We start from the raw sequence: 25,012 nt of genomic DNA, 5'->3' as shown, positions 1-25,012 counted from the left end.
CTAGGTCGCCTTGTGTAAGGATTTATCCTTTGAGGCTTTTTCGCAGCGAGGTAGTGAACCTTTTCAAGCTTAAACCGCTTTTAAAGTCTTTGATCGCCACACAGCCTAAAGTGAATGAACAGCCATTCAGACCTGATCTTCAGTTATTCAGCATTTTCCTCCTTTGCAATCGGCAAAGAAAGTTGTGTTTCTTCTGCGCACGCATCCGGTGTGTGTGGGGGAAAGTTCGTTGGAATTTTGTTTCAAACGCGCATGAGTGTGGGTGCTAAGTTTTACATTTTTTAAAGGAATTAATATGGCTAAGGGCACTGTAAAGTGGTTCAACGCTGAGAAGGGCTTCGGCTTCATCTCTCCAGAAGATGGCTCCGCTGACGTCTTTGTTCACTACTCTGAGATTGAGGGCAACGGTTTCCGTAGCCTCGAAGAGAACCAGCTCGTCGAGTTCGAAATTGGCGATGGCGCAAAGGGCCCACAGGCTCTCGGCGTGACTGCTGTTTAAGATCTTCGTTTGCACCGAGTCGCAGCTTCGCTCTCATTGTGGGGTATAAGTTGGGTCTAGTGGGTGTAGGGATTCATCCCGTTTTTCTGTTTGTGGAAAAACGGGATTTTTCTTTATGTGTATGCTGGGCGGATTTTAGGGGCCGTGGAAGCACCTGATGTGTGTTCGTGCTGTTGTGGTGGGTGTAGCAGTTGCGTTGCGTAAGTTTTGGGGGTGAAAGTCATGGTCATGGCTGGTGTTGTGCTCAGGTTTGTTGCTTGTTGTGGGGGGATGGGTTGCCCCTAAAAAGTGTGGTTTTCAGGCGGGTTGGACAAAAGCGCGGGATAGACCCGTATTATAAGGAGCGATTGCATCCCTCTAGTTTTGTCGCGCGTGGCTGTAGTGTGTGTTGTTTCTATGGTGTTTTGCGTGGGTGCTAGGGTGAGCATGCTCATACGTATTGGCTCTTTCGCGCTGGTGCACCTTGATTTGTGGGGTGGCTGGGGTTGAGGGATCTATGGCTTTGAGGCTCGCGGTGGCTGTGTCGGTTGTGTGCCGGTGTGGCTGGTTGGGTTTTGGGGCTTTTCAAGGAATTGAGGTTCTTGTAGTTTTATGGCTGAACGCAGCGGTATTAAGCGCCTTGTCATCGTCGAGTCGCAGACGAAGGCAAAGAAGATCGCCCCGTACCTCGGTAGCGATTACATCGTGGAAGCTTCGGTGGGGCACATTCGTGATTTGCCGCGGGGTGCCGCTGATGTGCCAGCGAAATTCAAGAAGGAGTCGTGGGCTCGTCTTGGTGTGAATGTTGATGATAATTTCACGCCGTTGTACGTGGTGAGCCCGGACAAGAAGAAGAAGGTTTCGGATCTTAAGGCGAAGCTGAAAGATGTTGATGAGCTTTTGCTGGCAACTGACCCCGACCGTGAGGGTGAGGCGATTGCGTGGCATTTGCTGGAGACGTTGAAGCCGAAGGTGCCGGTGCGCCGCATGGTGTTCAACGAGATCACTAAGCCGGCTATTCTTGCTGCTGCGGAGAACACTCGTGAGCTGGATGAGAATCTTGTGGATGCGCAGGAAACTCGCCGTATCCTCGACCGTTTGTACGGTTATGAGGTGTCCCCGGTGCTGTGGAAGAAAGTGATGCCGCGCCTGTCGGCGGGTCGTGTGCAGTCGGTGGCGACTCGTGTGATCGTGGAGCGTGAGCGCGAGCGTATGGCGTTTAAGTCGGCTGAGTATTGGGATATTAAGGCTCAGTTTGATACTGGTAAGCCTGCTACTGATGGTAATCCGCGTACTTTTGATGGGCGTTTGAGTGCTGTTGATGGTGCTCGCGTGGCTACGGGTCGTGATTTTAATGATCACGGCGAGCTCACAAGCGATGCCACTGTTATCAGTGAGCAGCGTGCGAAGCAGCTGGTGGATGGCTTGCAGGGTCAGGATATGGCTGTGTTGAGCGTGGAGGAGAAGCCGTATACGCGTCGTCCGTATGCGCCGTTTATGACCTCCACGTTGCAGCAGGAGGCGGGGCGCAAGCTGCATTACACGTCGGAGCGTACGATGCGTATTGCGCAGCGTTTGTATGAAAACGGTCATATTACGTATATGCGTACCGATTCCACGACGTTGTCGGAGCAGGGTTTGAAGGCTGCCCGTGAGCAGGCTATTTCGCTGTATGGTCGGGAGTATGTTGCAGATTCAGCGCGTCGTTATGACCGTAAGGTGAAGAATTCCCAGGAGGCGCACGAGGCGATTCGCCCAGCGGGTGAGCGTTTTGCTACCCCTGGTGAGTTGGCGGGTGTGTTGGATGCTGAGGAGTTTAAGCTTTATGAGCTGATTTGGCAGCGCACTGTTGCATCCCAGATGGCGGATGCGAAGGGTACGTCGCTGAAGGTGACGATTGCGGGTAACGCCAGCGATGGTACTGCGTGTGAGTTTTCTTCGACGGGGCGCACTATTACGTTCCAGGGTTTCTTGCGGGCGTATGTGGAGACGTCGAAGCTTGCCGACGGCCGCGACGTTGCTGATAATGCGGAGTCGCACCTGCCGCGCCTGGTTGAGGGCGATGAACTGGGTACGAACCGGTTGGAGGCGGAGGGGCATTCGACGAATCCTCCTGCCCGTTATACGGAGGCGTCGCTGGTGAAGAAGATGGAGGATTTGGGCATTGGCCGTCCTTCCACTTACGCCAGCATTATTAAGACGATTCAGGATCGTGGCTATGTGTATTCCCGTGGTAATGCGCTGGTGCCGAGCTGGGTTGCGTTTGCGGTCGTGGGTTTGATGGAGAAGTCCTTCGCCGCGCTCGTTGATTATGATTTCACTTCCTCAATGGAGGATGAGCTTGATGAGATCGCTGCTGGTAATGAGAACGGTGCTCATTGGTTGGCGGGTTTTTATTTCGGCGATGCGCAGGCCTCGGATGCGACGGCGGAGTCGATTGCTCGCCAGGGTGGTTTGAAGGCGCTGGTTGGCGATAATTTGGAGCAGATTGATGCGCGTAGTGTGAATTCGCTTCCGCTTTTCGACGACGCGCAAGGTCGCCCCGTTTTCGTGCGCGTGGGCCGCTACGGGCCGTATATTGAACGCCAGGTTGGTGTGAAAGATGGTGAGCCGGAGTATCAGCGTGCAAACTTGTCTGATACCACCACTCCAGATGAGTTGACTTTGGAGTTCGCGGAGAAGCTTTTTGCTACCCCGCAGTCGGGCCGTGAGTTGGGTGTGAATCCGAAGAATGGTCGCATGATTGTGGCGAAGGAGGGTCGTTTCGGCCCGTACGTCACGGAGATCATGGGTGAGGATGAGAAAGAGAAGGTTCTCGTTAAGGCTGAGCAGATTGTTGCTGAGGAGCGTGCTGCTGAGGATGCGCAGCGTGCTGCTGAGGGTAAGCGGGTGAAGAATTGGGAGACCAAGACTGCTGCTGCTGCTAAGGAGAAGCGGATTAATCAGATTATTGAGGAGACGCTGAAACCTGCGACTGCGTCGTTGTTTAGCACGATGGAGCCTGCGACTGTGACGCTTGAGCAGGCGTTGCAGTTGATGTCTTTGCCTCGTGAGGTGGGTGTTGATCCTACTGATGGTGAGGTGATTACTGCCCAGAATGGTCGTTATGGTCCGTATTTGAAGAAGGGTACGGATTCGCGTTCTTTGGCCAGTGAGGACCAGATTTTCAGCATCACTTTGGATGAGGCGCGCCGTATTTATGCGGAGCCGAAGCGTCGTGGCCGTGGTGGTTCGACGAGCCAGCAGTCCATTAAGGAGCTGGGTGATAACGATGTGTCGGGTAAGCCTATGAGTGTGCGAGATGGTCGTTTTGGCCCGTATGTGACTGATGGTGTGACGAATGCGTCGTTGCGTAAGGGCGATGACCCGTTGACGTTGACGGATGCTCGCGCCAATGAGTTGTTGTCTGAGCGTCGTGCCAAGGAAGCTGCTGAGGGCGGCCCCGCTAAGAAGGCGACCAAGAAGGCTGCGAAGAAGACGACAAAGAAAACTACCGCGAAGAAACCTGCTAAAACCACCAAACGTGTGGTCAAAGCTGGTGGCCGCAAGAAGTAGCTGAAGTTTCCAAATCTCACGCAGATCACTGCCCCTTAAGGTGTGGTCTGCGTGTTTTTTGGTTATCCAACATGGGCACGTTTTTGAGTGCATTGGGGGTAGGGGACGAATGCTAAAAGCGACCTTGATTGTTGTCAATTACTTGTGAAATTGTGGGGCTGAATTTTACTCCTCTGGGAACGTGAATGGGGGTTTTCCCGGTCTTATATGAATAAAGAGCTGTTTCCCGTAGTTTTCGTCCTGTTGTGTGGTTATGAGTGATTTTTCCCCTGTGACAGCAGCGGGGGTAATTGGGGCTACCCCCGTTTGGGAACGCAAAAGGTGTTTTTTCAGTCTCATATAAATAGAGGCGTTTTGTTGTCGCCTCGGCCCAGACAAGTGATTTCTACTTGGAGAGGAGAATACGTGAATCTACGTACAGCCTTTATCCCAGTGCTTGTTGCTACGTGCGTGTTTACATCTGGCTGCGCGGATAACAACGTCAGCACTGATGCTGGCGCAGCATCGACTGTTGCGCCTGAAACACAGCAGCCAGCGTTGCCATCTGAAACAACACAGCCAGCGTCGGTGTCTTCCATGATCCCGCTTCCACCAGATCGTGAATACGTCGAAGCTTTCGATCCGACTGATCGAACACAAAAACTCTATAACCCCTGCGATGAATTCACAGCTGAAGATCTCGCGGAACTAGGGCTAGAAAAAGTGGGTCGGACACGTCGCAATGGGACGTCGTTGATCGATTGTGGCATGCAAGTCCCTCATCAATTCGGTGTGTATAACATCGACACGCATTTTGCGACTTTTGAAGGGATTAAGTCGCGTGGCTTGATGATTGATGCGACATTCCCGGACGCGGACGATCGGGTCTACTTCAATGAGATTGGCAATGAAGATAAGCACTGCAATGCTGCGGTTAGTACCACCCATGGCCGTTTGAGCGTGGTTTATACCAATGCTTGGGAAGAGTCACTTGGGCGGGATGAGCTTTGCCGCAGGGCTTTTGAAGTCCTACAAAAAATTCGAGTTAAAGGAGGATACAAATGACATCACTACATATTGATGTTCAGCAACTCGTCGAGAGTATCGACGCGTTGGGATCTATTCACGACTTTGCAGCAATGACTTCAGCATTTAAAGATGTTGGTCTGCTTGATGGTTTTTCTTCTGTGAGTGGTTTGGATCAGATGGGCCGCTATCATGGTCAGGTACTGGAAGGCTCTGTTGGTAGCGCAAAAGAGATGATGGCCGCCTTAAAACGCCAGGTGCAGTGGTTGGGGCGGAATCTTCACGCGAATTTAGATGCGTTATCTGGGATGGATCGGTTTTTCGCTGAAGCAATTGATGCTATTGAAAATGGTGGCACACCTAGTACTTCTGGGGTTAGGTATCCGGTACGCCCAGCACTTGGTTTTGAAGCCTTTGATTTCCCTACGCCTGTGACCTCACGAGCCTCATCGCTACAGGAGCTATTATCAGGGCTGATGTCAACGAACAACGCTGGGGCATTGGATGCTGCAGCTACATGGGCGAACCTGTCGAGTCGAACATTGGATATGAGCACCAAGTTACGGCAGGTTGCTACTGATATGACCGCATCAAACCGCGGAGAGGTATTTGATGCCGCTGCACCACGAATCATTGAAATGGCGAATGCCAGTGCAAATTTCGCACATAACGCAGGACTGATGTCACAATCAGTAGCACAGCTTGCCATGATCGCACCCTCATTTACATCCGCTGTCGGGGCAGCTATCGCCTCCCTTGAAGCAATGCAAACAACCCAAGTGGGTGCATTAATAAAAAAGCAAGCCGAAGAAATGTATCTGATTGGGTTCAAAGAAGCACTATCAACAAGCATCACAGCAGCGATGCCGGTAATCCGCAATCTCATGGAACCTGCATCTGCCGGTGCCGGTGGTGGTCAATCACCCGCTGCAATAAGCCAAGGACACGCAGGAGGAGGAATCACACGAACCTCACAGACTGCTACAGGGATGGGCATTGAACCACAAGTACTAGCAGAACAAGTACTAGATACTGTCGCATCACAACAAGCCACGCTCGGGTTTGACCCGAATGTGGTCAACCCCTTGAATATGCATCAATACCCCGGTGGGGCAAACAGCCTCGGCGCAAGCACCACAAGCTGGGGACCAAATACCGGTGGACCAGGTGGAATGAACCCCATAGCAGGTGCCGGTGGACTAGGTGGAGTGAATACTGCTGGTAGCCAGTCTGGTGCGTTCAACCAGCATGGTACTGGCGGTCGTGGCACCAGTGCTGGAGTCGGCTCAGGTACAGGCTATGGTGTTGGGGGTGCACCAGTTGCAGGTGGGCATGGCTCATCAGGCGGAGTGGGAGCTGGCGGCAGTAACAGCGGTGGTGGTTCTCGTTCCGGTGCAGGTGGTGCATATAGTACTGGTGGGCTTCGCGGAAACGGGACTGGTTCAGGATCTGGTTCTGGTTCGGGTTCGGGTCGGGGCGGCCATGTAGGTGGTGGAGGAACAGGTTCGGGTACAGGGTCGAATGCTGGGCAGGGGTCGTCGGGGGCTGGTGCTGCTGGTTCTTCAGGCCGGGGCTCAACAATGATGGGTGGGGCACCCATGGGTGGTACTGGTACTGGGGGTGCCGGTGGTGCTGGGGGTCGTGAGAATCGTCGGCGGACTACACCACGCACACGACGCGGAGGAGTGAAAGGGATCCTGCAGCAAGCCGAGCGGGAAGGGAATTTGCGTGACCTTCTAGGCGATGCACCCAAAGTAGTCCCACGCGTGATCGGCGCGGACGTATTCAAACCCCGCGACCAACGCTAAAAACACACCTGTGGTTGGGAAACAAACCCCTAACCACAGGTGTTCACCTTAATCTTTTTACCCACTACCTGCTGGGGTCGCGGTCTTCCTTCACACAATGGTGATACAACAAAGGGGTGATCCATGGGTAGGTGAGTTCTTGGTCAGAAGGGAGCTGGTCACACCACCTTACTTCCGCTATTTCAGAGTCGGGTAGTGGCTGGATGGTGTCCACGGTGGCTAGGTATGTTCGTCCCCAATTCGTGGTCCCATCAACACTGACGCGGTGGTCGCAGACTGCTTCTAATGTTTTTGGTTTCACCCCAGCTTCCTCAAATAGTTCGCGGGCGGCTGCCTGATCCACGCTTTCCCCTTTTTCCACATGTCCGCCTTGGTTTTCCCAAGTGTGCCGATCGCGGTGGCGGCTCAGCAAGATGCGGGTGCCGTCGAGGGTGATGATGAGAACGTAGCGATAGTTGCTACCGGTACCCACAGGATGGAGAGAAACATTAAACATATTCACTGGAGAAAAACTCTTAGGTTTGAAAAGGCTGAATGGAGATCAGTATAGAAATATCTTAGGGAAGGTGTGGTGAAAGTCGGGGACAAAATAGCAGAGTCGGGCGTGAAGTGGGCATAAGAGTGGGATATTTGCCACAGATACCGTTTTCAATCGGGCATATCACCAACACTTCGGGCATACTGGAGATGGTGGCTTCGCGCGGGATTACCTCTTCGGAAGTGTCGGCTCACCGGTTTGTGGTGGGCGATTTTCACAAGTGTTGAGGATAAACAGCGTGGGGGCGCTGTTTTAAAAAAATTCCACTACATCACCAGCCCCTGATTGTGTTCAGTGTCTGGGGGCTTCGAGGAAGAAGAGTTCGCACTATGAAAGATATTGTCGGAAACAAGGTTGTTCTCATCGGCGCTGGTGATGTTGGCGTCGCTTTTTCCTATGCGTTGGTCAATCAGGGAATCTGTGATCATCTTGCCATCATTGATATTGATGAAAAGAAGCTTGAGGGCAACGTCATGGACTTAAACCACGGTGTGGTGTGGGCTCCTTCGCGTACCAAGGTAACTAAGGGCAGTTATGAGGATTGTGCTGATGCTGCCATGGTGGTTATCTGCGCGGGTGCTGCCCAAAAGCCAGGCGAGACTCGCCTGCAGCTGGTGGATAAGAACATGAAGATTATGAAGACCATCGTGGATAACGTGATGGCGCAGGGCTTCGACGGTATCTTCCTCATTGCTTCTAATCCGGTGGATATTCTTACCTACGCTGTGTGGCGTTACTCTGGTCTGGATTGGCATCGTGTGATTGGTTCCGGCACTGTGTTGGATTCGGCGCGTTTCCGCTACATGCTGGGTGAGCGTTATGAGGTTGCGCCTACTTCTATTCACGCCTACATCATTGGTGAGCATGGGGATACGGAGCTTCCTGTACTTTCTTCCGCAACTGTTGCTGGTGTGAGTATGCGTAAGCAGTTGGAGAAGACTCCTGGCTTGGAAGAAGAGCTGGAGAAGATCTTTGAGGAAACCCGCGATGCGGCGTATAAGATCATCGATGCGAAGGGCTCGACATCCTATGGCATCGGCATGGGCCTTGCTCGTATTACCCGTGCTGTGCTGCAGAATCAGGACGTAGCGTTGCCGGTGTCGGCGTTGCTGCAGGGTGAGTATGGCCAGGAGGATATTTATATTGGCACTCCTGCGATTATTAACCGTCGTGGTATTCGTCGTGTGGTGGAATTGGAACTTTCTGATCATGAGAAGGAACGCTTTACTCATTCCTGTGATGTTTTGCGTAGCATTCAGAAAGAGTTTTTTCTAGACTCCTAGGTTCACGCATTGCGACGTCTTCGTGGGTTTTCACCACGTTGTAGTCGATTAGATGCGGGGGGTTTGTGGGAAAAGACATCGGTTTCTTCATCTTGGGTAAAGGCAAGGTGAAGAAACCGTTTGTGCGTGGTGCTGCGAAACGTAGGCGTGAATGAAGGGGGCATTTCATGTGCGGTGTAAGGGGGTGAAAGCGTAGCGTGATAGTAGTCGCTTGGTTTATTTTTACTGCGACTTTTCACTGAAACGACGATGAAGGGTAGTGGTGAAGTGGCACGGAGGGGCGAGTTTTATAAAGTCGAGGACGGCAAAATTATCGGTGGTGTGTGTGCAGGCGTTGCCGAGTATTACGGGATGAATCCTTTAACTGTGCGGTTGCTTTATTGTGGGGCGCATTTTTTCGGGCTGCCGATGGTGGTGGTGTATGCGTTGCAGTGGTTGGTCTACCCGAGCAAGCAGGAGCATGAGCGTCGCGCGAAAGACATGTGGTGAGTGCGTGGGGGCGGTGTTGTTGTCCGTGATAGTGGTGGATTTTGGGGGTCGCGCTAGCATGAGGGTGGCGAAGTTGAAAATAATTGTTGTTTCTATTTTCTTGCATACTCTGTGTGGGGTGTGGGGGAAAGTGAGGAGAAAACGTGGAATCCCTGATCATTGCGCATCGTGGTTTTAATGGGGTTTATCCTGAAATGACGAGGTTGGCGTATGAAAAGGCGCTGGAGTTGCCGGGGTTGCATGGGGTGGAAACTGATGTGCGGCTATCGGCTGATGGTCAGGTGATGTGCACTCATGATGCGAATACGTTGCGCACAACGGGGGAAAAACGGTGGGTGTCGATGACGAATGCTGCGCGGTTGAAGTCGTTGAACTGTGCGCACGGCACGAGGTGGGCGTCGCAAAGCATGTTGACGTTGGATGAGCTGATTGAGCTTGTGTTCGCCCATGATGATAAGCATTTATATATTGAGGCGAAGCACCCGCACCGGCATGGCCGGATGTTGGAGGAGCAGGTGTGTTTGCGTTTGCGTTACCACGGTTTGTTAGACAGTGAGCGGGTGCACGTGATTTCGTTTTCGCATGCGGCGATCAGGCGTATCGGGAAGTTGGCGCCGGCGTTGGAGACTTTTTATTTGCGCCGCAACTACGAGCAGTTTTTTGATAGCGCCCGAATGGGCTGGTCGCGCCCTAGTGGGTACGGGATTTCGATTGCGCACGCGAAGCTGCACCCTGAGCGTATCGACGCCCCCACAGCGCCGACTTATATGTGGACGGTGAACGAGGAAGAAGATATTTATTTCGCCCTTGAGCAGGGTGTGCGGGTGATTTCTACTGATTTCCCCGACAGGGCGTTGGCGATCAAGGCGGGTTTTGAAGCGTAGCGTAGTTGCGTGTGCGGTTGGGGGAGGGGTGTTTGTATCGCCTGTAAGGTAAGTTTGATCCCATGGCTAAAAAGAAGAAGAACGCTGAACAACTCCCTGAGGGGATGAGCCGCCGCCAGGCGAAGCTTGCTGCCCGTGCCGCTGAGCGCGCCGCTTTTGAGCGCGATCCTCGCCCCTTTGGCGAGTTGTCCTTTGAAACTGACCTGATTGCTGTCCAGGCTTTCGTCCCGTCGGCTAAGGCAAAGGTGCAGGTTGCTGGCATTGATCGCCCAGTGTATCTGTGCACTGTGCTGCCTGGTGGTGCCGCAGCTGTGGTCCGCGAGGATGCTGAGGGTGAGGTTGCGTTGGTGGCTTTGCAGCAGTACAAGCCTTCCCGTAACCCTAACCGTGATCTTGCTTTCGCCTTGAACTGGGTGAAGAGCGCACAGGTTGGTGAAACTTTGGAGAGTTCGCACGCGGATGGCACTGAGCCGAAGCTGGTGGATGTGCTTGATCCGAAGCAGGATGTTGTGTTCGAGGAATTCGATAACTTCAACTGGTGGATTCCTGCCGGTATGCAGGACAATGCGGAGTATAAGCGCGCTATTGAAGCTGCGAATGAGACTGTGTTGCCTTCGGCTAAGGTTGAGGCGGAGATTTCTGGTACTGCGTGGTGGATTAATCCAGGTGAGAAGGCTCATATTCGTTGGGTGCGCCCAGAACATGAGGATAAGGTGCTTCATGCTTTGGCTCGTATCGCTGCTCGCGGTGAGCTGAAGTTGGGTGAGGAGTCGAAGTTTGCTGGTGTATTCCGTACTCACGGTATTGTTGTGCCTGTGTGGGATCTTGATCCGCAGCGTGCTCCTGAAACCTACCCTGCTGATCTGAAGGCACTGGATGCCAAGATTGTTGCTGAGTTGGATAACGATGCCCCGTTGACTGCGGATGAGCGTCGCCAGTTGGAGAACATTAAGTCCCGCCAGGTGACTTTGTAAATTCTTTGCGCTTGTGCGCAAAAGCCGAACTATAAGCTGCCTGATTACGTGTGATGAGGCTGTGCTTATGGTGCGGCTTTTTCATGTGCGGGGGTGTAGTCGTGGCGGTTTGTGGGGAATGTGGGTGGTGTTGTGGGGGTGGTGTTGTGGAATGTGGCAGGTGGGAGGGGGTGTGTAAAGGGGGTAGGGGTGGAAGGATGCTGTGGTGTGGGGGTTGTGGGTGAAAAGCGCCCCTCTACTGGGAAATATGCATCCGGTTGAATAATCTTCGATGGCTGTGGTGGGAAAAATGTGTGGTTGCTCTTTATTTTTTCCCACCAATGACTAACAATTTTTTCTCAAGAATGACTAACATTCTGTGAGTAATGGTGACGGCAGTCACAAGGCAGGGTGGTCATGGGACCACTTGCTTCAAGTAGGAAGGTTGTCCACGATGGCAAACATTATTGACTCACTGAATTCGGTGATCTGGTCACCGGCTTTGGTGTTCCTGTGTCTTGGTGCGGGCGTATTCTTCACCATCGCTACGGGTTTTCTTCAGATTCGTTGCATTCCCGATATGGTGCGACAGATCCGCACGGGTGAAAAATCCGATTCGGGTGTTTCCTCCTTCCAGTCCCTGATGATCTCCCTCGCAGGCCGCGTAGGTGTCGGAAATATTGCTGGTGTTGCTACCGCAATCGCGTTCGGCGGGCCGGGTGCAGTGTTCTGGATGTGGGTGGTGGCTCTGCTGGGTTCGGCCACGAGCTTTATTGAATGTACTCTTGCCCAGATTTATAAAGAGAAGGACCGCGATACCGGTGAGTATCGTGGTGGTCCTGCCTACTACATTGAGAAGGCGTATAAGCACACTGCTGCTGCGCCGTTCATGCTGCTGTACGCCATTGTGTTTGCCGTGTCGATGATCCTCGCAACTTCCTACTTCCTGCCCGGCATTCAGGCTAATGGTGTGGCTGCCGCTGTTAATAATGCGTGGGGTATTGATTTCAAGATTTCCGCGGCGATTTTGGGTCTGTCTCTGGCCGCGATCATTATTGGTGGCATTAAGCGCATTGCTAACTTCGCCGCCACCGTGGTTCCGTTCATGGCGGTGCTGTACATCATTGCTGCGCTGATCATTATGGCGGTGAACTACGACCGTATCGATGATGTATTCTCACTGATTTTCCGTTCCGCTTTCGATCTTGAGTCCACTTTCGGCGGCATGCTGGGTGTGGCGATCATGTGGGGTGTCAAGCGTGGCATTTACTCCAACGAAGCTGGTCAGGGTACCGGCCCACAGTCCGCTGCTGCTGCTGAGGTCTCCCACCCAGCGAAGCAGGGTTTTGTGCAGGCCTTTGCTGTGTACATTGATACGTTGTTTGTGTGCTCGGCTACCGCGTTCATCATCATTTCGACCGACATGTACAAGGTGTTCCGTGGCGAGAGTGAAGATGGTGAGTTGGCCTATGCTGGTGCGCTTCGCGACGGCGTTCCGGTCGGCCCCGGTTTTGTCCAGGAGGGCTTGAACAGCTTCGCTTCGGGCATTGGCCCAAGCTTCGTAGCTCTGGCGATCATGCTCTTTGCCTTCACCACCGTGTTGGCTTACTACTACATGGCTGAGACGAACCTGGCGTACTTCAACCGCTGGATTCCAAACCGTGGCGTGCGTCGCGGCATTATTTGGTCGCTGCGTGTGTTGATCGTGATTTCGGTGGTAGTGGGTGCAACTACTACCCCAGGTACCGCGTGGGCGTTGGGTGATATCGGTGTGGGTGCGACCGCGTGGCTGAACATTGTGGCCATTTTGTTCCTGCAGATTCCGGCTCACAAGGCACTGTGGGATTACCACAAGCAGAAGAAGGCCGGTAAGGACCCTGAATTCGATCCAGAAGCTTTGGGCATTAAGAATGCTGAGTTCTGGGTTGAGCGCAAAAACGCACAGTCCTAAGTTGCTACTTGAGTGCGACTAGTTCCCCGCGCATCATGTTGTTGTTTGGCATGGTGCGCGGGGCTTTGTGCGTTAAAGATGCAGGTTATAGCTTGTGAAGGGTGCGTGCAGTTCGGTGTTTGCAGGTGCTTTTCACTAAAGTTGTGGGCGAAGAAAACACCCTCCATGGGCACGTGGTAGGTTGTGGCGTGGGTGACAGGAGTAGAAGGTGGGCATTCGTTCGTTTTTTCAGCCTCTCCCCATTCTTGTGATGGTGCTGCTGGCAGCGTTTATTGTGGTGGTGTTGCCCACCACGCTTGTTGATGCGGCGGCGGGAATCTACGCACATTACCCGCGCATCCACCTAGGGCTCACGACCTTTGCCGCTTTGTGTATCCAGGCCTTGCCGCTGGTGGTGCTGGGTTCGTTGGCGTCAGCCACTGTGGGTGTGGCGATGACTCCGCAGCGGTGGGCTAAGGTGTTGCCCTCGCACCCGGTGGTGGGTGTGGGGGCGGCTGCGGTGGCGGGCATGTTGGTTCCTAGTTGCGAGTGTTCCTCGGTGTTTTTGGCTCGCCGCATGATTGCATCCGGTGTGGCCCCAGCGACGGCGATGACATTCATGGTGGCTGCCCCTTCTGTTAATCCACTCGTTGTGGGGGCGACGTTTGTGGCGTTTGGGGGCTGGGAGATGGCGTCGGCACGCTTAGCTGCGGGACTGTTGGCTTCGCTGGGGGTGGGGTTAAGCGTTGCGCTGTGGGGTAAAAAGAGTTTTGCCCAGCTTGCTGATACGCAGCAGCACGACACGGTTGACCGGAGTGTGTATGGCTGGTGTGCACTCGTGCGTCACGACGCCGTGTCCGCGCTCACCTTCCTTGTGATCGGCGGGCTGATTGCCGCGATCGGCAGCGCGTTGCTGCCACGCCAAGCAACAGACATGCTCGCCGAACACCTGCTGCTTGGGGTTGTGGTGATGGCTGTGATCGCGGTGATCGTCTCACTGTGCTCGCTTGGCGACGCCTTCGTGGCCGCCTCCTTGATCAACCTACACCCCGCCGCCGCACTATCCTTCCTCACCGTAGGGCCGATCATCGACGTAAAACTCTTTAGCATGATGGCAGGAATCTTAGGACCTAAACCCGCACGACTAGTAGCTGTAGCCGGATTCGGCGGCGGTATTCTCGCAACTCTCGTCATCGCGCTGCTGTGGGGGTGGCTGCGGTGAAAAACTTCCTCACAGGACTCCTACTCGCCGTTGTAGGCGGGGGCCTGATTCGCGCCGGGTTGCGCGGGGATCACCTCGCCTGGGTGACACTTCCGACCAGTGTGGTGCTCAGCCTGGGTGCAGTCTTGGTGGTGCTCGCAGCCATGACCGTGAGCATCGCAGAAAGGCCAACGTGTGCAACCAGCTGCGGTTGCGGGGAGAAAAGCTCACCCCTGAGCCCACTAGCAATCGGGCTGCTTGCGCTCATCATCGTTGGGTTTTCGCCCGTGGCTCTGAACACCACACAGGTACAACAAGCCAACCACAGCACCCGCGTGAGTTATGTTGGCACCGATCTTGTGCCCGATCTTCCACCCGGGGTGCCGGAAATCTCACTGCGGGAAGCGGTGGTGCGCGCAGGCGAACCTGCCGATAATCGTCTTGTAGGGCGCGAAATCACACTCCACGGGCAAATACGTAGCACCGACCAAGGCGTCTATCTTTCGCGCGTATCCGTGATCTGCTGCGCAGCAGACGCCCGAACCTTCGAGGTGGAACTAGTAGATCCTGGCCTCAAGCTTGCCGAAATACCCGATTTTTCCTGGGTGAAGGTCATAGTCCACCTCGAACCTGGCTCCGCGAACGCAAAGCGCCAGTGGATTCCACTGGCGGAAGTAACAAGTGCACACATGACCGAAGCGGCTGGCTATGAGCGGGGATGACTTGTGCATTCAGCACTCGTTCACCCCGCAGTAAAAGCTAACAGTGAGAGATAGAGCACATGCTACTTATAAAACCGCAGGTCATTTTTCGGCTATCGTACTGAAACTCTCACTCTTATTTTTGAATCAATCGCTTTTCTTTGAGTCGGCACACAGTTCAAGGGCTGGCGTTGCCACCAGCCCTTGAATAATGTGCAGGCAAGACTGCCCACCACATGACGAGTAGAAAACCTCGTTAACGCAAAGAATCAAACAGCGCTTGGGCACCCTGCTCATCCCAGATCACGACGTTTCCGACATCATAATCAGCGAAACCAGCATACGGCACAGTCTCAGTCTTCATACCGCCGCGCATCGCAAGTGCCACACGCATCAAATTCCACACATGGTCACGCTCACCCACAGTGAAACTACCCGCCACCGCGTTGATCGTGGGCAACGCCCGCAACGGATTAACAAACGTCGACGTACTCGAAGCCTTATCAACCAAAGCGGAGAAGAACTCGCGCTGGCGCTGCACACGATCAAGATCACCCAAGGCAGTAGCACGAGTGCGCACATAACCCAACGCAGTAGGACCATCAGCCTGCTGGCAGCCAGCCTGAATATTCAAATTCGCCAAAGGATCATCAATAGGCTGATCAGGGCAAATCTGAATACCACCCACGGCATCAACCACATTCGCCAAACCACCCATGCCAATCTCGGCATAGTGATCAATAGACAAACCAGTGGCCTGCTCCACCGTCTGCGTCAACAGTGGGGCCCCACCAAAAGTAAAAGCAGCATTGATCTTATTCATCCCAAACCCAGGGATCTCCACATAAGAATCACGCGGCAAAGACACCAACGTCGACTGGCCCGTCAACGGAATATGCAGCACCATGATCGTATCGGTACGGCGCGAACCAATATCCCCACCAGTACCCAGACGCTGCACATCCTCCTCACTCATCCCCTCACGGGAATCCGAACCCACCAACAACCAGTTCGTCCCCGCAGTATCAGCAATCCGCACCTGTGGGGAAGCCTGCACACGATTCAACCGGCTATCCAACCACAACGTGCCCGCAAGACTGAGCACAAGAACAACCAACACCAGCATGCCCACACCCCCCAAGCAGCCACGTGGGCGCAAACGGAAACCACGCCGTCGCAACGCCTTAGCCCCAGTAGGAGCGCTCGGCGGATAATACTGACGTGGAGTTTGCCCCGCCACATGCGAACCCGCCTGGCTCGACCGCGGAATCCGCGTCGGGCGAGGGGCCTGCGACTGCGGGGAAGCAGAAGGCTGGGCCGGAATATCAAAACGCGTATGCTGCATTGACGCGCCAGCACGCGACGAACCCACACCACCTCCACCACGCGCCGGATCGACCAAGCCTTGCGAAGGCCGCGCCGAACCCCCCACGCTGCCGTCTCGCGGCGTACGCGCCGAGCGAGGCGGGATGTCAGAGCGCGATGAAGACGCACTCCGGCGCCGAATGGGCCTACCGAAGCGGTCGGTGATGAGTTTGCCCTCTTTGTCGCGGAGGAACTCGTCGCCGCGATTCGATCCCATCTGAGTCATGGTTACAACAGTAGTAGCCAGCGAAGAATATGTGTGAGAAAGGCAACCGCAAATACAGCAAATTCCCAGATAGTACTTAGAATCCAAGCAGTGTGTGCAGCTGCGAACCCAGCACACTCGAGCCAACAAAAGCCACGGCGTCGATAAAGAAATGCGCAAGAATCAACGGCCAAATCTTGCCCGTACGGTGGAAGAAATACGCAAACACAACCCCCATCACCACATTGCCCACACCCGCCGAAAACCCCTGATACAAGTGATAACTACCCCGCAACACCGCCGACGCTGCAACAGCCCAACCAGCATGAACCCCCAACTGCCGCAACCGCAGCAGCAACCACATCACCACCACAACCTCTTCAGCAAACGCATTCGCCGACGACCACAGCAACAACACCGGGATCTCCCACCACGCCTGATCAAACGACGCCGGAACAACCTGCTTACTCAAATCCAACGCCACAGACGCCAGATACAAACCCAAACCCGGCACACCAATCAACGCCGCAAGCCCCAACCCCTGCACACACCAACGCCGAAACTCACGAGCACTCATCTGAAAAATCGGCGTCTGAAGCAAAAACAGCGCCAAAAAACCCCACCCAAACAACACAGCCGCACTACACAACTGCAACCCAATATCAATCAACGCATGCGGGCTTTGCTGCGCATTCAACGTCACCGTCTGCGAACCCAACGGCTGCGGCGACAACACCGCATTGACCAGCCGCAACCCCGCTCGAAGACCAGACACACCAAAGGTGATCACCAAAACAATACACAGCTCAGCAACAAGCCGCGAGCGCACTACCGACTGCACAACCGCCCACCTTTCACACCCTCATCCAACTGCGCGGCAAGCGCAAACAGCTCCGCCGCACTGACCCGCAACGCCCCTAAATGAATCGGGGTGCGCACCGAAGCATAGGGGAAACACAACGCCGCCAAACCCGACATATTAAACATCGTCGCCCACGGCGTCCACTGTGTTTGGGCATAAAAATCCTCGTCCGGAGACATCGAAGAAAAGTGCCCAATCTTCGGCGGATCAAAAGCCAACATCGGACTTAACAGCACGTCGCAATCCCACGCCGCCAAGACTAAGGAACGCACCGACATAAAAGTCTCAACCGCCTGCTGGTGCGCACGATCACTCAAAGCTTCACCTTGCGCCCGCAACCACTCCACCAACGGTGAAGCAGGGCCCGGGATTCGACGCGCACGTGCACACAACACGTGCTGAAAAGCCAAAAACGGCCCATCCCCATAGGGGCGGGCAACCTCAACCACCTCATGGCCAACTGCAGACAAAAACCCGGCAGCCTTCTCCACTGCAGCCCCCATATGGTCAGCCACTTCAACGTCAGCATGCACTGGGGTGGTGAGCACCCCCACCCGCAACCGGCGTAACTGCCGCTGCGGGGTGATGCCGTGAACATAGGCAGAATCAGCCAGCGTGCTGGTTAAAAAGCCCTGCGCCACCGGATTGGCATTCGTTGTATCATGCGCTGGTTTAAAACCCACCAACCCCGTACAGGCTGCGGGAACACGAATCGACCCGCCACCATCAGTCGCATGCGCGGCACGAACGAGACCTCTGGCAACCATCACAGCCGCACCACCCGAAGAACCCCCAGGCGTGTGCCCAGGCTGCGTGGGGTTATCGGGATGCGGCAAACCTACCGGCTCGGTGTAGGCGGATAATCCCATCTCAGGGCTCAGTGACTTCCCAGGCACGAGTGCGCCTTGGCGCTGGTAACGAGCAACAAATGCATCAGTGTCAGCTGCGATGTACCTGCGTGAGGCATTGCCCATTGTGGTCGGCATTCCTGCCACATCGCTTAAATCTTTCGCCGGGATAATCCACCCCGACAACCTGAGGTTTTTCTCTTGCGGGCGGCGCTGGGTGGGCTGAGTGTGTGCCCCTGATAAACAGCTGGTGAGAATATCGGGGTCGAAATATGCGAAACCGTGTTCCTCAGGGCGCAATGACTGCACCTTTTGCACCAATGCCTCAAGAGAATCTGCCATGATGCCTAAGAGTACTCAAAAACTCCATTAAGCTTATGCTTCATGAACACCACTATCGCCTACCTTGGCCCCGCCGGAACGTTCACCGAAGCTGCACTCTGGGAATTTCACCGGCTTGGTCATCTCCCCAACAGCGATGATCACAGGATTACCCCACTACCGGTCGCCAGCCCCCGCGAAGCCATCGACCTCGTGCGCGAAGGCACGGCAGATTATGCGTGTGTGGCGATAGAAAACTCCGTCGACGGGCCAGTCACCCCCACATTTGATGCGATTGCTGCGGGTGAGGGGGTGCAGATCTTCTACGAGGTGGATCTTCCCATCGCCTTTTCAATGATGCTTGCACCCGGGACAGATCTTGCACAGTGCCGCACGGTCACCTGCCACCCCGTGGCGTATCAGCAGGTAAAGAAGTGGGTGTGCGACACCATTGGGGATCATGAGTTCGTGCCCGCTTCCTCGAATGCGGCGGGTGCGGGCTTAGTGGCTGAGGGGAAAGCCGATATTGCGGCCGCCCCGGCAGCGGCGGCAACACTCTACGGGCTGGATATTGTGGCGGATCAGATTGCTGATAAGGCGGGGGCGCGCACCCGCTTTGTGTTAGTGGGTAAGCAGGCTGCGCCCACTGCGCGCACGGGTGTGGATCGCACGGCGGTGGTGTTTATTTTGCGAAATGAGCCGGGTTCGCTGGTGCGGGCGCTGACTGAATTTTCACTGCGTGGGGTGGATTTGTCACGCATTGAGTCCCGCCCGATTGAAAATGGTTTAGGAACCTACCGGTTCCATGTGGATATCCACGGACACATTGCGGATCTGCCCGTGGCTGAGGCGTTGCGTGCACTGTATCTGCAGTGCGATCAGATCAGTTTCTTAGGCTCGTGGCCTGCGCATGACGCTTGTGAGCGGGTGCGGATGTTGGCTCAAGATCATGCCCGTCGCATCCAAGCCCAGGAGTGGGTGCAGGGTTTGCTTGAGCGCTAATCATGTTTGTGCGGACGTCGCTGCATAGAGAGATGAAGCACTAGTCACGAGGATGCCGTAGTACGGCTGATGAAAATCAAGAAGCGTTTGAGAACAGTGATAAATATTCGATCTGTGCAGAGATGTGCTGGGGATTTTTAGCAGAGTCCCCAGCACACCCAAGACAGTTTCCGCACTGTCAGCCGTGCGAGTCTGAAATGAAAAGGCGGAACCGCACGATTGTGCTATGTGGTGGTCATCGTATCCGGTAAAAATGCGGACATTAGCATTTTATTGGAAGAATACCCTTGTGCTCTTTCAACGATGAGCTTGAGATTTAGTAGTTCGTTGACATCACGCGAGAGGGTTCGACTTGTTGAATGCGCATAGAGCTCAGCGAGCTCAGGTGTCAGTCTGGTGAGTTCTTTCTTAGAAATTCCTCTCTTGTCTGGCCCGATATAAGGCATGGCAAGTGCTAGTGTTTTTCTCCGTTTTTGCGCAGGAGTGTGGTCTTCAGCAGCAAATACTTCGTGAATAAAATTCACCCATGCGATGTCTATTTGAATTCCTTGGATATATTTCACCTGATCGCGAAGCCCATCGAGAAGGCCGTCAACTGCGTATTCAATGAAGCCGAGCAATCCCTCTTGGAGATTAGCAAGCTTGCTGGCTCTTTCAAGTGCAAGGTAGTACTTAGCGCGGGTTCTGTTGTAGAAATCCGACAAAAGGTGTGCAGAAGGTGCTGGCAGTCCTGCCTCGAAGAGCAATTGGGTTTCAATAAGGCGTGCAGTGCGACCATTACCATCGCCGAATGGATGAATCCACGCTAGGTAGAGATGGGCGAGGATTGCGCGAAGGATGAGAACGGGCTTCTTGTAGTCTTCGTGATCTGTGACCAGATCGGTATTGATGAATTCAATGAACCGTTCCATGAGGTAATCAACGTCTTCAGGGGGTGCTCCTCGATAAACGGTACCGACAAGAACGTTTGAGTGCCTAAATTCACCAGGTACTACATCGTCTCTGAGGGGCTGTCCTCGAAGAATTAACTTGTTGAAATGCTTAATCTTTTCGATGCTGAGGGGTTGGGCGCATCCACTCGTGCATTCTTCCCTGATTGTGTTCAGTGCTTCGAGTAGATTATCGATTTCTTCACCTTGATACTCCAGCGATTGCGACAGCTCTAATTGCCCCTTAATGCGCAGTGCGACTTCTTCCTCGGAGAGAGTGTTCCCTTCGATACTGGTTGTCGCATGAATGCCTTTTGAGAGGTAGATCAAATTGAGCTTTTGTGCTGCAGTTGGTGCTAAAGGTGCTCCACACACATGGTCGTATTTCGAAACAATTTCCCCCAATTTCATCCACGTCACAGGAGACAGTTGAGATATATCAAGGGAGAAGCTAAGCCATGGGTGGGTCTTTTCATAAGTCTTATGTGCCATTGCTGTTCCTTGGTGCGTAGGTTAAGGTGATGTCCCTTGGATTGTCCAAAAAGTGTTCAGCTATCATAGCACTTCAATACCTAAATTCTTAGGAATTGTGCGGAAAAAAGACGATTCCATTGTCCATTATTTTTCTGGATAACTGTACAGTCTTTGTCACCTGCAATGTCGTGATTTCTCTCAACAGTAAGCCTATCGTTCACAGCTGCGAAAAGGCGACGTTCAGCGGTTGACCTAGGTGTCTGGCACTTTGATTACTTCACGGTGTGGTCAGTTCTTGTGGTGGGGTTTTGAAGTCGAACTGTGTGGAGTGGAGGCTTAAACTCAGATGCAGCTACATTTGTGATGTGCTGCTTGTTTTTGCGTGATTGATGGGAGTTGTTGTGGGCGGTCGGTTGATTGTAATGCGGCATGGGCGTACGCATGCGAATGCGCGGGCTATTTTTGATACGCAGTTGCCGGGCGCGGAATTAACGGTGATTGGCCGCGAGCAGGCTGTTGCTGCTGGGCGCCGGTTGGGTGAGGTGACGGGCAGGCTGGGGTGTGCGGTCAGCTCCTATGCGATGCGGGCGCAGCAAACGATGATGCTGGCGGTTGCGGCTTTTGAGGGGGTACAGGTTGAGGCGATTAGTTGCGGGCAGTTGCGCACGCCGGTGTCCTCTGTTGGGGGGATTCATGAGATTTTTGCTGGTGATATAGAGGGGAGTTCTTCGCCTTCGGCGCATCAGGTGTATATGCGGGCGATGCGGGCGTGGTTGTCGGGTGATTTCTCAGCCAGGATGCCTGGGGGTGAGAGTGCAGAAGAATTTTTAGGTCGCGCTGTGCCGACGCTGCGCTTGCTTGCCGACGCCGCCACAGCCAGCAATTCCGACACCCTCGTTGTTGCACACGGCGCTGCTATTAGGCTGATCGGGCGTTTTGGAACGGATGTTCCTGATGATGTATTGCGCAATACGTATGTGAATAATGCGTCATTGACTGTTATTGAACCCCGAGGTGATTTCGGCCAGTGGCACGTGAGCCGCTGGGCTGACACCCCTTTAGATTAAGTGACTTACGCGCATCTTTGAACGCACAGTCCTACCGCAAAACCAAACCCATGAACAGCCTCACGCGAGGTTACTCGACCTTTTCGCGCACAAGGTGGCTGGGAGTGGGGGAGTGTGATGGATTGGTCGAGTAAGCGCTCAAAGACTGCGAAAAATGTTTGGCACAAACACTCATGAAGGCAACGGTGCTTATGTACAATTCCGAAGGAACAAACAGGGAGGTAAAGGTGGAAAAACAACTACTGCAACGATTTGTGGAATGGGCTAAGCACAGCGATCTGAACGAACCAGTACGTATCACCGAACCCCGCGAACTTGCACCGCAACCACCCCTGTTTCAGGAGATCACAGGCGAAGTTGCTGAGTTTTACAGCGCAGTAACGTTCTCGTCTAACCTCTACCCAGGCTTAGGGCAATTTTTCGTCTTCGTGCCACTAGAATCCTCCCGTGCGCTGGCCGAAGGGTGGGCACTTGTGAAAAACCCAGAAACCGCCGAGTACGAACTCGACCCAGATTGGGATAGGGGAGAATGCGTATTCTTTGGGCACGAAGCAGGAGACGGAGCTGCGTTTGTGCACTGCGATACTGGAATTGTGTACGGGATGCTCACTGGTAGTAGCGAAAAAATGCCACTAGCGCCAAGCCTGAGTGTCTTCCTCCACGCCCTGTTCGACGTTGCAGACATACAGAAAGAAATCATGATCTGCAATGATGATGAGTATGAGGATGAGATCGGCCCCAAAAAAGTTTACCTCCGGCGCGCAATCGCGCACGCCCGGCCGCTGGTCGGTGAAAAATACTGGCCGGGATTCAGTGAATACCTTTGCCTAGAAATCTATGAGTAAAAACCTGGGTATTAGGCGTAGCCGAGGCGATCAAGATCATCCTCATCGAGGCCAAAATAATGGCCAATCTCATGCAGCACAGTAATCCGCACCTGCTCCACCAGCTCTTCCTCAGAAAAACACACCTGCTTGAGAGCCCCGCGGTAAATCGTGATCGTATCCGGCAAGAAACCAGAATGATCAAACTCCCGCTCCGTTAACGCCACACCCGTATACAGTCCAAGCGTATAAGGCGAGCCCTCGCAGAAATCTTCAATCAGCACAGCAACATTGGTGATGTGACGCGTAATCGAATCGGGGATGAGCGCAAGGGCGGCGTCGACAAGCTCCTCAAAGCGCTCATCAGAAACCTCAATCACACACACGCACCCCTTTCACACACTAACGATTCAGCTCTTCCAACGCCTCAGGATTCACAATCGGCGCACGCTCCGGGCGAGTTTCCGGCGGATTGCCATTAATCGTAAACGTTCCCTTCGCACTACCCTCCAACGTGGCAAAGCCGGGGCCTTCAACAAAAATCAACGAACAATTCACACTATGTGAACCACCACTCCACGAATTTGCGGGAATTGTTGTCCAAAACGGCTTCAACGTCGAATAATACAAAGGATCATCCCCACCCAAATAATCCCTAGCAGCCTGCGTGCAAGCCTTGCTGAGATGCTGATCTTGCTCCTCTAACGAAGGGGTATGGTTCGGGAAAACCTGCAACAAATCCACCACCGCTGTTGCCTCCAGCTGATGCGGCGCAGCACAATCCACCACCTTCGTTGCGCTCGTTGCATCCACAGCAACACACTGACCCGCATTGACCACCCGCGACTGATCTTGCTGCTTCGCCTTCCCCGACGTCGCCACAGCAACACCATTTTCATCTGTCGCCTGAATGCCGCACAACAACGTGCGATCGCCAGCATCCCACGACTCCTGTGGCGGTAAAATCGACGCCACAGAATACTTACCTAACTGGTCAAACATGCCCTCCATATACTGCATAGTGGGGGCTAAGCACAGCTCCTCACGCAGCTGCGCCTGACGTGTCTGATTCGGCATCTTCGCATTCGGGCCAAACTCCGAACTCGGATAAGTTGCCAAATTCTCACGGAACGACACCTCAAAACGGTGCGGAGCAGCACAATCTGTCTGCTCAAAATCCGTGATCTTATCCCCCTCAACCTTCCAGGTCACACAGGAACCAGCGTCCGCGGACGTAAACGACACCGTACGGTTTAAGGCATCACTAGCATCCGCCGCGGCACTCGACACCGGCGATGCAGAAACATTCTTCGAAGGCGACTGAGAACTCTTCACAAAAGAATACCCGCCCACAGCGGAAGTGGATGCCAAAGCAGCAACCAGCAAAACGCGGGTCGCCTGTGCGGAACGCCAAAAAGTATTCATAGTGCTTTCCATCATGCCTTAGTAATCAGCGTGCGCAAAGCATAACGATCCGTCCTATACACAGATGCACACCATTCGATCGGCTTATTTCCGCAGCGTGACAGCCTAATCACCTTTAATAAAGGAGTGGCTTCTGCAACATCTAAAAGTTGCGCTTCCTCCCGCGTTGCCGCAACCGCACTGACGATTTGCTCCGCATTATCAATAGCCACCCCATATTGATTCTCTAAAATCGCATAAACCGAATTATAAACATCGTTTTCTAATAAATCCGGGGCGAAACTGGAGTTGTACCAGCCATGATCAATGCAAAATGGGCGCCCATTACCCAAGCGCAACCGCGACAAATGTGTATGCGCCTGCTGCGGTGGAGTCTGGAAAAACGAACGTACTTCCTCCGGTGCCGGACGCCACGAAGAGGAAAGGATCTTCGAGGTGGAATCAATATTCTGCGCAGCCATCTCGTTAGAAAAGCTCGCCAGATGCAGCCTGGCTACCAGCGGGGCGTGGGCAACGAAGGTGCCCTTGCCGCGTGCGCGACGAAGTTTTCCGCTGGCGACAAGGTCGCCGATTGCGCGACGCACCGTTATTCGGCTCACCCCGTAGGTTTCTTCCAGAGCTCGTTCTCCGGGCAGCATGTCGCCTGGCTGAAGGTGGTTGGCGCAGTATTCTTCCAGAATTTCCCTGAGTTGTTGGTGTTTCGGAGTAGCGCTCCCGTCAGTCAGGGGCCTGGCGGGCATCTCCTTATGAGTGTCGGCCATATAAAACATATTACCCGCAGTGGTAATAACCAGTGGGGGTTTGGGGTTCTTTTCTTCAAGGTTTTCGGTTCAGGGTTCTGCCTCAACCCGTGCTGCAAGGTAGG

The 25,012-nt window shown here is 53.9% G+C and carries 22 protein-coding genes; 14 read left to right on the top strand and 8 right to left on the bottom strand.

Going from position 1 to position 25,012, the window contains the following annotated elements; translation table 11 throughout:
- Positions 1 to 295: 295 nt before the first annotated feature.
- The 4 genes from CFELI_RS12660 (at position 296) to CFELI_RS12645 (ending at position 6,846) form a co-directional block, all read left to right on the top strand.
- Positions 296 to 499, top strand: coding sequence for a cold-shock protein (locus CFELI_RS12660; protein WP_277104321.1), 204 nt, complete (start codon positions 296 to 298; stop codon positions 497 to 499).
- A 591-nt stretch (positions 500 to 1,090) separates the two neighbouring features.
- Positions 1,091 to 4,033: a type I DNA topoisomerase gene (gene topA, locus CFELI_RS12655; RefSeq protein ID WP_277104320.1), complete on the top strand. Its 2,943-nt coding sequence runs from the start codon at positions 1,091 to 1,093 to the stop codon at positions 4,031 to 4,033.
- Between the two features lie 405 nt (positions 4,034 to 4,438).
- A complete protein-coding gene (locus CFELI_RS12650; protein ID WP_277104319.1) occupies positions 4,439 to 5,077 on the top strand; it encodes a DUF3558 family protein in 639 nt (212 codons plus the stop codon).
- Positions 5,074 to 6,846 (top strand): hypothetical protein, encoded by a 1,773-nt coding sequence (locus CFELI_RS12645; protein ID WP_290259050.1) that lies wholly within the window; start codon positions 5,074 to 5,076, stop codon positions 6,844 to 6,846. Before CFELI_RS12650 ends, CFELI_RS12645 begins: the two co-directional genes overlap by 4 nt.
- Positions 6,847 to 6,910: 64 nt before the next feature.
- On the opposite strand, the gene CFELI_RS12640 is transcribed toward CFELI_RS12645, so the two are convergent.
- Positions 6,911 to 7,342 carry an NUDIX hydrolase gene (locus CFELI_RS12640; RefSeq protein WP_277104465.1) on the bottom strand — a complete coding sequence of 144 codons (432 nt, stop codon included), beginning with the start codon at positions 7,340 to 7,342 and terminating at the stop codon, positions 6,911 to 6,913.
- A gap of 371 nt (positions 7,343 to 7,713) precedes the next feature.
- On the opposite strand from CFELI_RS12640, the gene CFELI_RS12635 reads away from it, so the two are divergent.
- The 7 genes from CFELI_RS12635 (at position 7,714) to CFELI_RS12605 (ending at position 14,846) form a co-directional block, all read left to right on the top strand.
- On the top strand, positions 7,714 to 8,667 hold the full coding sequence (locus CFELI_RS12635; RefSeq protein ID WP_277104466.1) for an L-lactate dehydrogenase: 954 nt from the start codon (positions 7,714 to 7,716) through the stop codon (positions 8,665 to 8,667).
- A 267-nt stretch (positions 8,668 to 8,934) separates the two neighbouring features.
- Entirely contained in the window at positions 8,935 to 9,156 is a 222-nt protein-coding gene (locus CFELI_RS12630) for a PspC domain-containing protein (protein ID WP_277104467.1), read from the top strand.
- Between the two features lie 143 nt (positions 9,157 to 9,299).
- Positions 9,300 to 10,040 (top strand): glycerophosphodiester phosphodiesterase family protein, encoded by a 741-nt coding sequence (locus CFELI_RS12625; RefSeq protein WP_277104468.1) that lies wholly within the window; start codon positions 9,300 to 9,302, stop codon positions 10,038 to 10,040.
- Positions 10,041 to 10,102: 62 nt separating this feature from the next.
- Positions 10,103 to 11,014, top strand: coding sequence for a DUF5926 family protein (locus CFELI_RS12620; RefSeq protein ID WP_277104469.1), 912 nt, complete (start codon positions 10,103 to 10,105; stop codon positions 11,012 to 11,014).
- Between the two features lie 433 nt (positions 11,015 to 11,447).
- Positions 11,448 to 12,944 (top strand): alanine/glycine:cation symporter family protein, encoded by a 1,497-nt coding sequence (locus tag CFELI_RS12615; RefSeq protein ID WP_277104470.1) that lies wholly within the window; start codon positions 11,448 to 11,450, stop codon positions 12,942 to 12,944.
- Between the two features lie 208 nt (positions 12,945 to 13,152).
- Positions 13,153 to 14,145: a permease gene (locus CFELI_RS12610; protein WP_277104471.1), complete on the top strand. Its 993-nt coding sequence runs from the start codon at positions 13,153 to 13,155 to the stop codon at positions 14,143 to 14,145.
- Positions 14,142 to 14,846, top strand: a complete 705-nt coding sequence (locus CFELI_RS12605; RefSeq protein ID WP_277104472.1) for a hypothetical protein — start codon at positions 14,142 to 14,144, stop codon at positions 14,844 to 14,846. The genes CFELI_RS12610 and CFELI_RS12605 overlap by 4 nt, the downstream gene beginning before the upstream one ends.
- Positions 14,847 to 15,081: 235 nt before the next feature.
- On the opposite strand, the gene CFELI_RS12600 is transcribed toward CFELI_RS12605, so the two are convergent.
- From CFELI_RS12600 to CFELI_RS12590, 3 genes are all read right to left on the bottom strand, one after another.
- Positions 15,082 to 16,407 carry an LCP family protein gene (locus tag CFELI_RS12600; protein WP_277104487.1) on the bottom strand — a complete coding sequence of 442 codons (1,326 nt, stop codon included), beginning with the start codon at positions 16,405 to 16,407 and terminating at the stop codon, positions 15,082 to 15,084.
- A gap of 85 nt (positions 16,408 to 16,492) precedes the next feature.
- Positions 16,493 to 17,236: a CPBP family intramembrane glutamic endopeptidase gene (locus CFELI_RS12595; protein WP_277104473.1), complete on the bottom strand. Its 744-nt coding sequence runs from the start codon at positions 17,234 to 17,236 to the stop codon at positions 16,493 to 16,495.
- Positions 17,224 to 18,447: an amidase gene (locus CFELI_RS12590; protein WP_277104474.1), complete on the bottom strand. Its 1,224-nt coding sequence runs from the start codon at positions 18,445 to 18,447 to the stop codon at positions 17,224 to 17,226. The genes CFELI_RS12595 and CFELI_RS12590 overlap by 13 nt, the downstream gene beginning before the upstream one ends.
- Before the next feature lie 42 nt (positions 18,448 to 18,489).
- Here CFELI_RS12590 and pheA point away from each other — a divergent pair, with 42 nt between their 5' ends.
- Complete coding sequence (pheA, locus tag CFELI_RS12585) at positions 18,490 to 19,428, top strand: prephenate dehydratase (RefSeq protein WP_277104475.1); 939 nt, start codon at positions 18,490 to 18,492, stop codon at positions 19,426 to 19,428.
- Between the two features lie 224 nt (positions 19,429 to 19,652).
- Here the strand turns inward: pheA and CFELI_RS12580 are convergent, their stop codons facing one another.
- Positions 19,653 to 20,849 (bottom strand): Fic family protein, encoded by a 1,197-nt coding sequence (locus tag CFELI_RS12580; protein WP_277104476.1) that lies wholly within the window; start codon positions 20,847 to 20,849, stop codon positions 19,653 to 19,655.
- A gap of 371 nt (positions 20,850 to 21,220) precedes the next feature.
- On the opposite strand from CFELI_RS12580, the gene CFELI_RS12575 reads away from it, so the two are divergent.
- Positions 21,221 to 21,898 carry a histidine phosphatase family protein gene (locus tag CFELI_RS12575; RefSeq protein ID WP_277104477.1) on the top strand — a complete coding sequence of 226 codons (678 nt, stop codon included), beginning with the start codon at positions 21,221 to 21,223 and terminating at the stop codon, positions 21,896 to 21,898.
- Between the two features lie 227 nt (positions 21,899 to 22,125).
- Positions 22,126 to 22,743, top strand: a complete 618-nt coding sequence (locus tag CFELI_RS12570) for a hypothetical protein (RefSeq protein ID WP_277104478.1) — start codon at positions 22,126 to 22,128, stop codon at positions 22,741 to 22,743.
- Positions 22,744 to 22,754: 11 nt separating this feature from the next.
- On the opposite strand, the gene CFELI_RS12565 is transcribed toward CFELI_RS12570, so the two are convergent.
- From CFELI_RS12565 to CFELI_RS12555, 3 genes are read right to left on the bottom strand one after another with little or no spacing between them, the layout of a single operon-like run.
- A complete protein-coding gene (locus tag CFELI_RS12565) occupies positions 22,755 to 23,102 on the bottom strand; it encodes a metallopeptidase family protein (protein WP_277104479.1) in 348 nt (115 codons plus the stop codon).
- 22 nt (positions 23,103 to 23,124) lie between these two features.
- On the bottom strand, positions 23,125 to 24,147 hold the full coding sequence (locus CFELI_RS12560) for a septum formation family protein (protein WP_277104480.1): 1,023 nt from the start codon (positions 24,145 to 24,147) through the stop codon (positions 23,125 to 23,127).
- Positions 24,148 to 24,158: 11 nt separating this feature from the next.
- Positions 24,159 to 24,908, bottom strand: a complete 750-nt coding sequence (locus tag CFELI_RS12555; protein WP_277104481.1) for a GntR family transcriptional regulator — start codon at positions 24,906 to 24,908, stop codon at positions 24,159 to 24,161.
- Positions 24,909 to 25,012 lie beyond the last annotated feature (104 nt).

This window comes from Corynebacterium felinum (genome assembly GCF_030408755.1).
Lineage (GTDB): Bacteria > Actinomycetota > Actinomycetes > Mycobacteriales > Mycobacteriaceae > Corynebacterium > Corynebacterium felinum.
The sequence above is the reverse complement of the archived record's forward strand: the minus strand, read 5'-3'. Positions and strand labels throughout refer to the sequence as shown.

Excerpts from the sequence above, each read along its gene's own strand:
- CFELI_RS12660 (WP_277104321.1), top strand. The coding sequence starts at position 296 with ATGGCTAAGGGCACTGTAAAGTGGTTCAACGCTGAGAAGGGCTTCGGC.
- CFELI_RS12560 (WP_277104480.1), bottom strand. The coding sequence starts at position 24,147 with ATGAATACTTTTTGGCGTTCCGCACAGGCGACCCGCGTTTTGCTGGTT.
- topA (WP_277104320.1), top strand. The coding sequence starts at position 1,091 with ATGGCTGAACGCAGCGGTATTAAGCGCCTTGTCATCGTCGAGTCGCAG.
- CFELI_RS12645 (WP_290259050.1), top strand. The coding sequence starts at position 5,074 with ATGACATCACTACATATTGATGTTCAGCAACTCGTCGAGAGTATCGAC.
- CFELI_RS12580 (WP_277104476.1), bottom strand. The coding sequence starts at position 20,849 with ATGGCACATAAGACTTATGAAAAGACCCACCCATGGCTTAGCTTCTCC.
- CFELI_RS12635 (WP_277104466.1), top strand. The coding sequence starts at position 7,714 with ATGAAAGATATTGTCGGAAACAAGGTTGTTCTCATCGGCGCTGGTGAT.
- pheA (WP_277104475.1), top strand. The coding sequence starts at position 18,490 with ATGAACACCACTATCGCCTACCTTGGCCCCGCCGGAACGTTCACCGAA.
- CFELI_RS12590 (WP_277104474.1), bottom strand. The coding sequence starts at position 18,447 with ATGGCAGATTCTCTTGAGGCATTGGTGCAAAAGGTGCAGTCATTGCGC.
- CFELI_RS12640 (WP_277104465.1), bottom strand. The coding sequence starts at position 7,342 with ATGTTTAATGTTTCTCTCCATCCTGTGGGTACCGGTAGCAACTATCGC.
- CFELI_RS12555 (WP_277104481.1), bottom strand. The coding sequence starts at position 24,908 with ATGGCCGACACTCATAAGGAGATGCCCGCCAGGCCCCTGACTGACGGG.
- CFELI_RS12615 (WP_277104470.1), top strand. The coding sequence starts at position 11,448 with ATGGCAAACATTATTGACTCACTGAATTCGGTGATCTGGTCACCGGCT.
- CFELI_RS12575 (WP_277104477.1), top strand. The coding sequence starts at position 21,221 with ATGGGAGTTGTTGTGGGCGGTCGGTTGATTGTAATGCGGCATGGGCGT.
- CFELI_RS12620 (WP_277104469.1), top strand. The coding sequence starts at position 10,103 with ATGGCTAAAAAGAAGAAGAACGCTGAACAACTCCCTGAGGGGATGAGC.
- CFELI_RS12600 (WP_277104487.1), bottom strand. The coding sequence starts at position 16,407 with ATGGGATCGAATCGCGGCGACGAGTTCCTCCGCGACAAAGAGGGCAAA.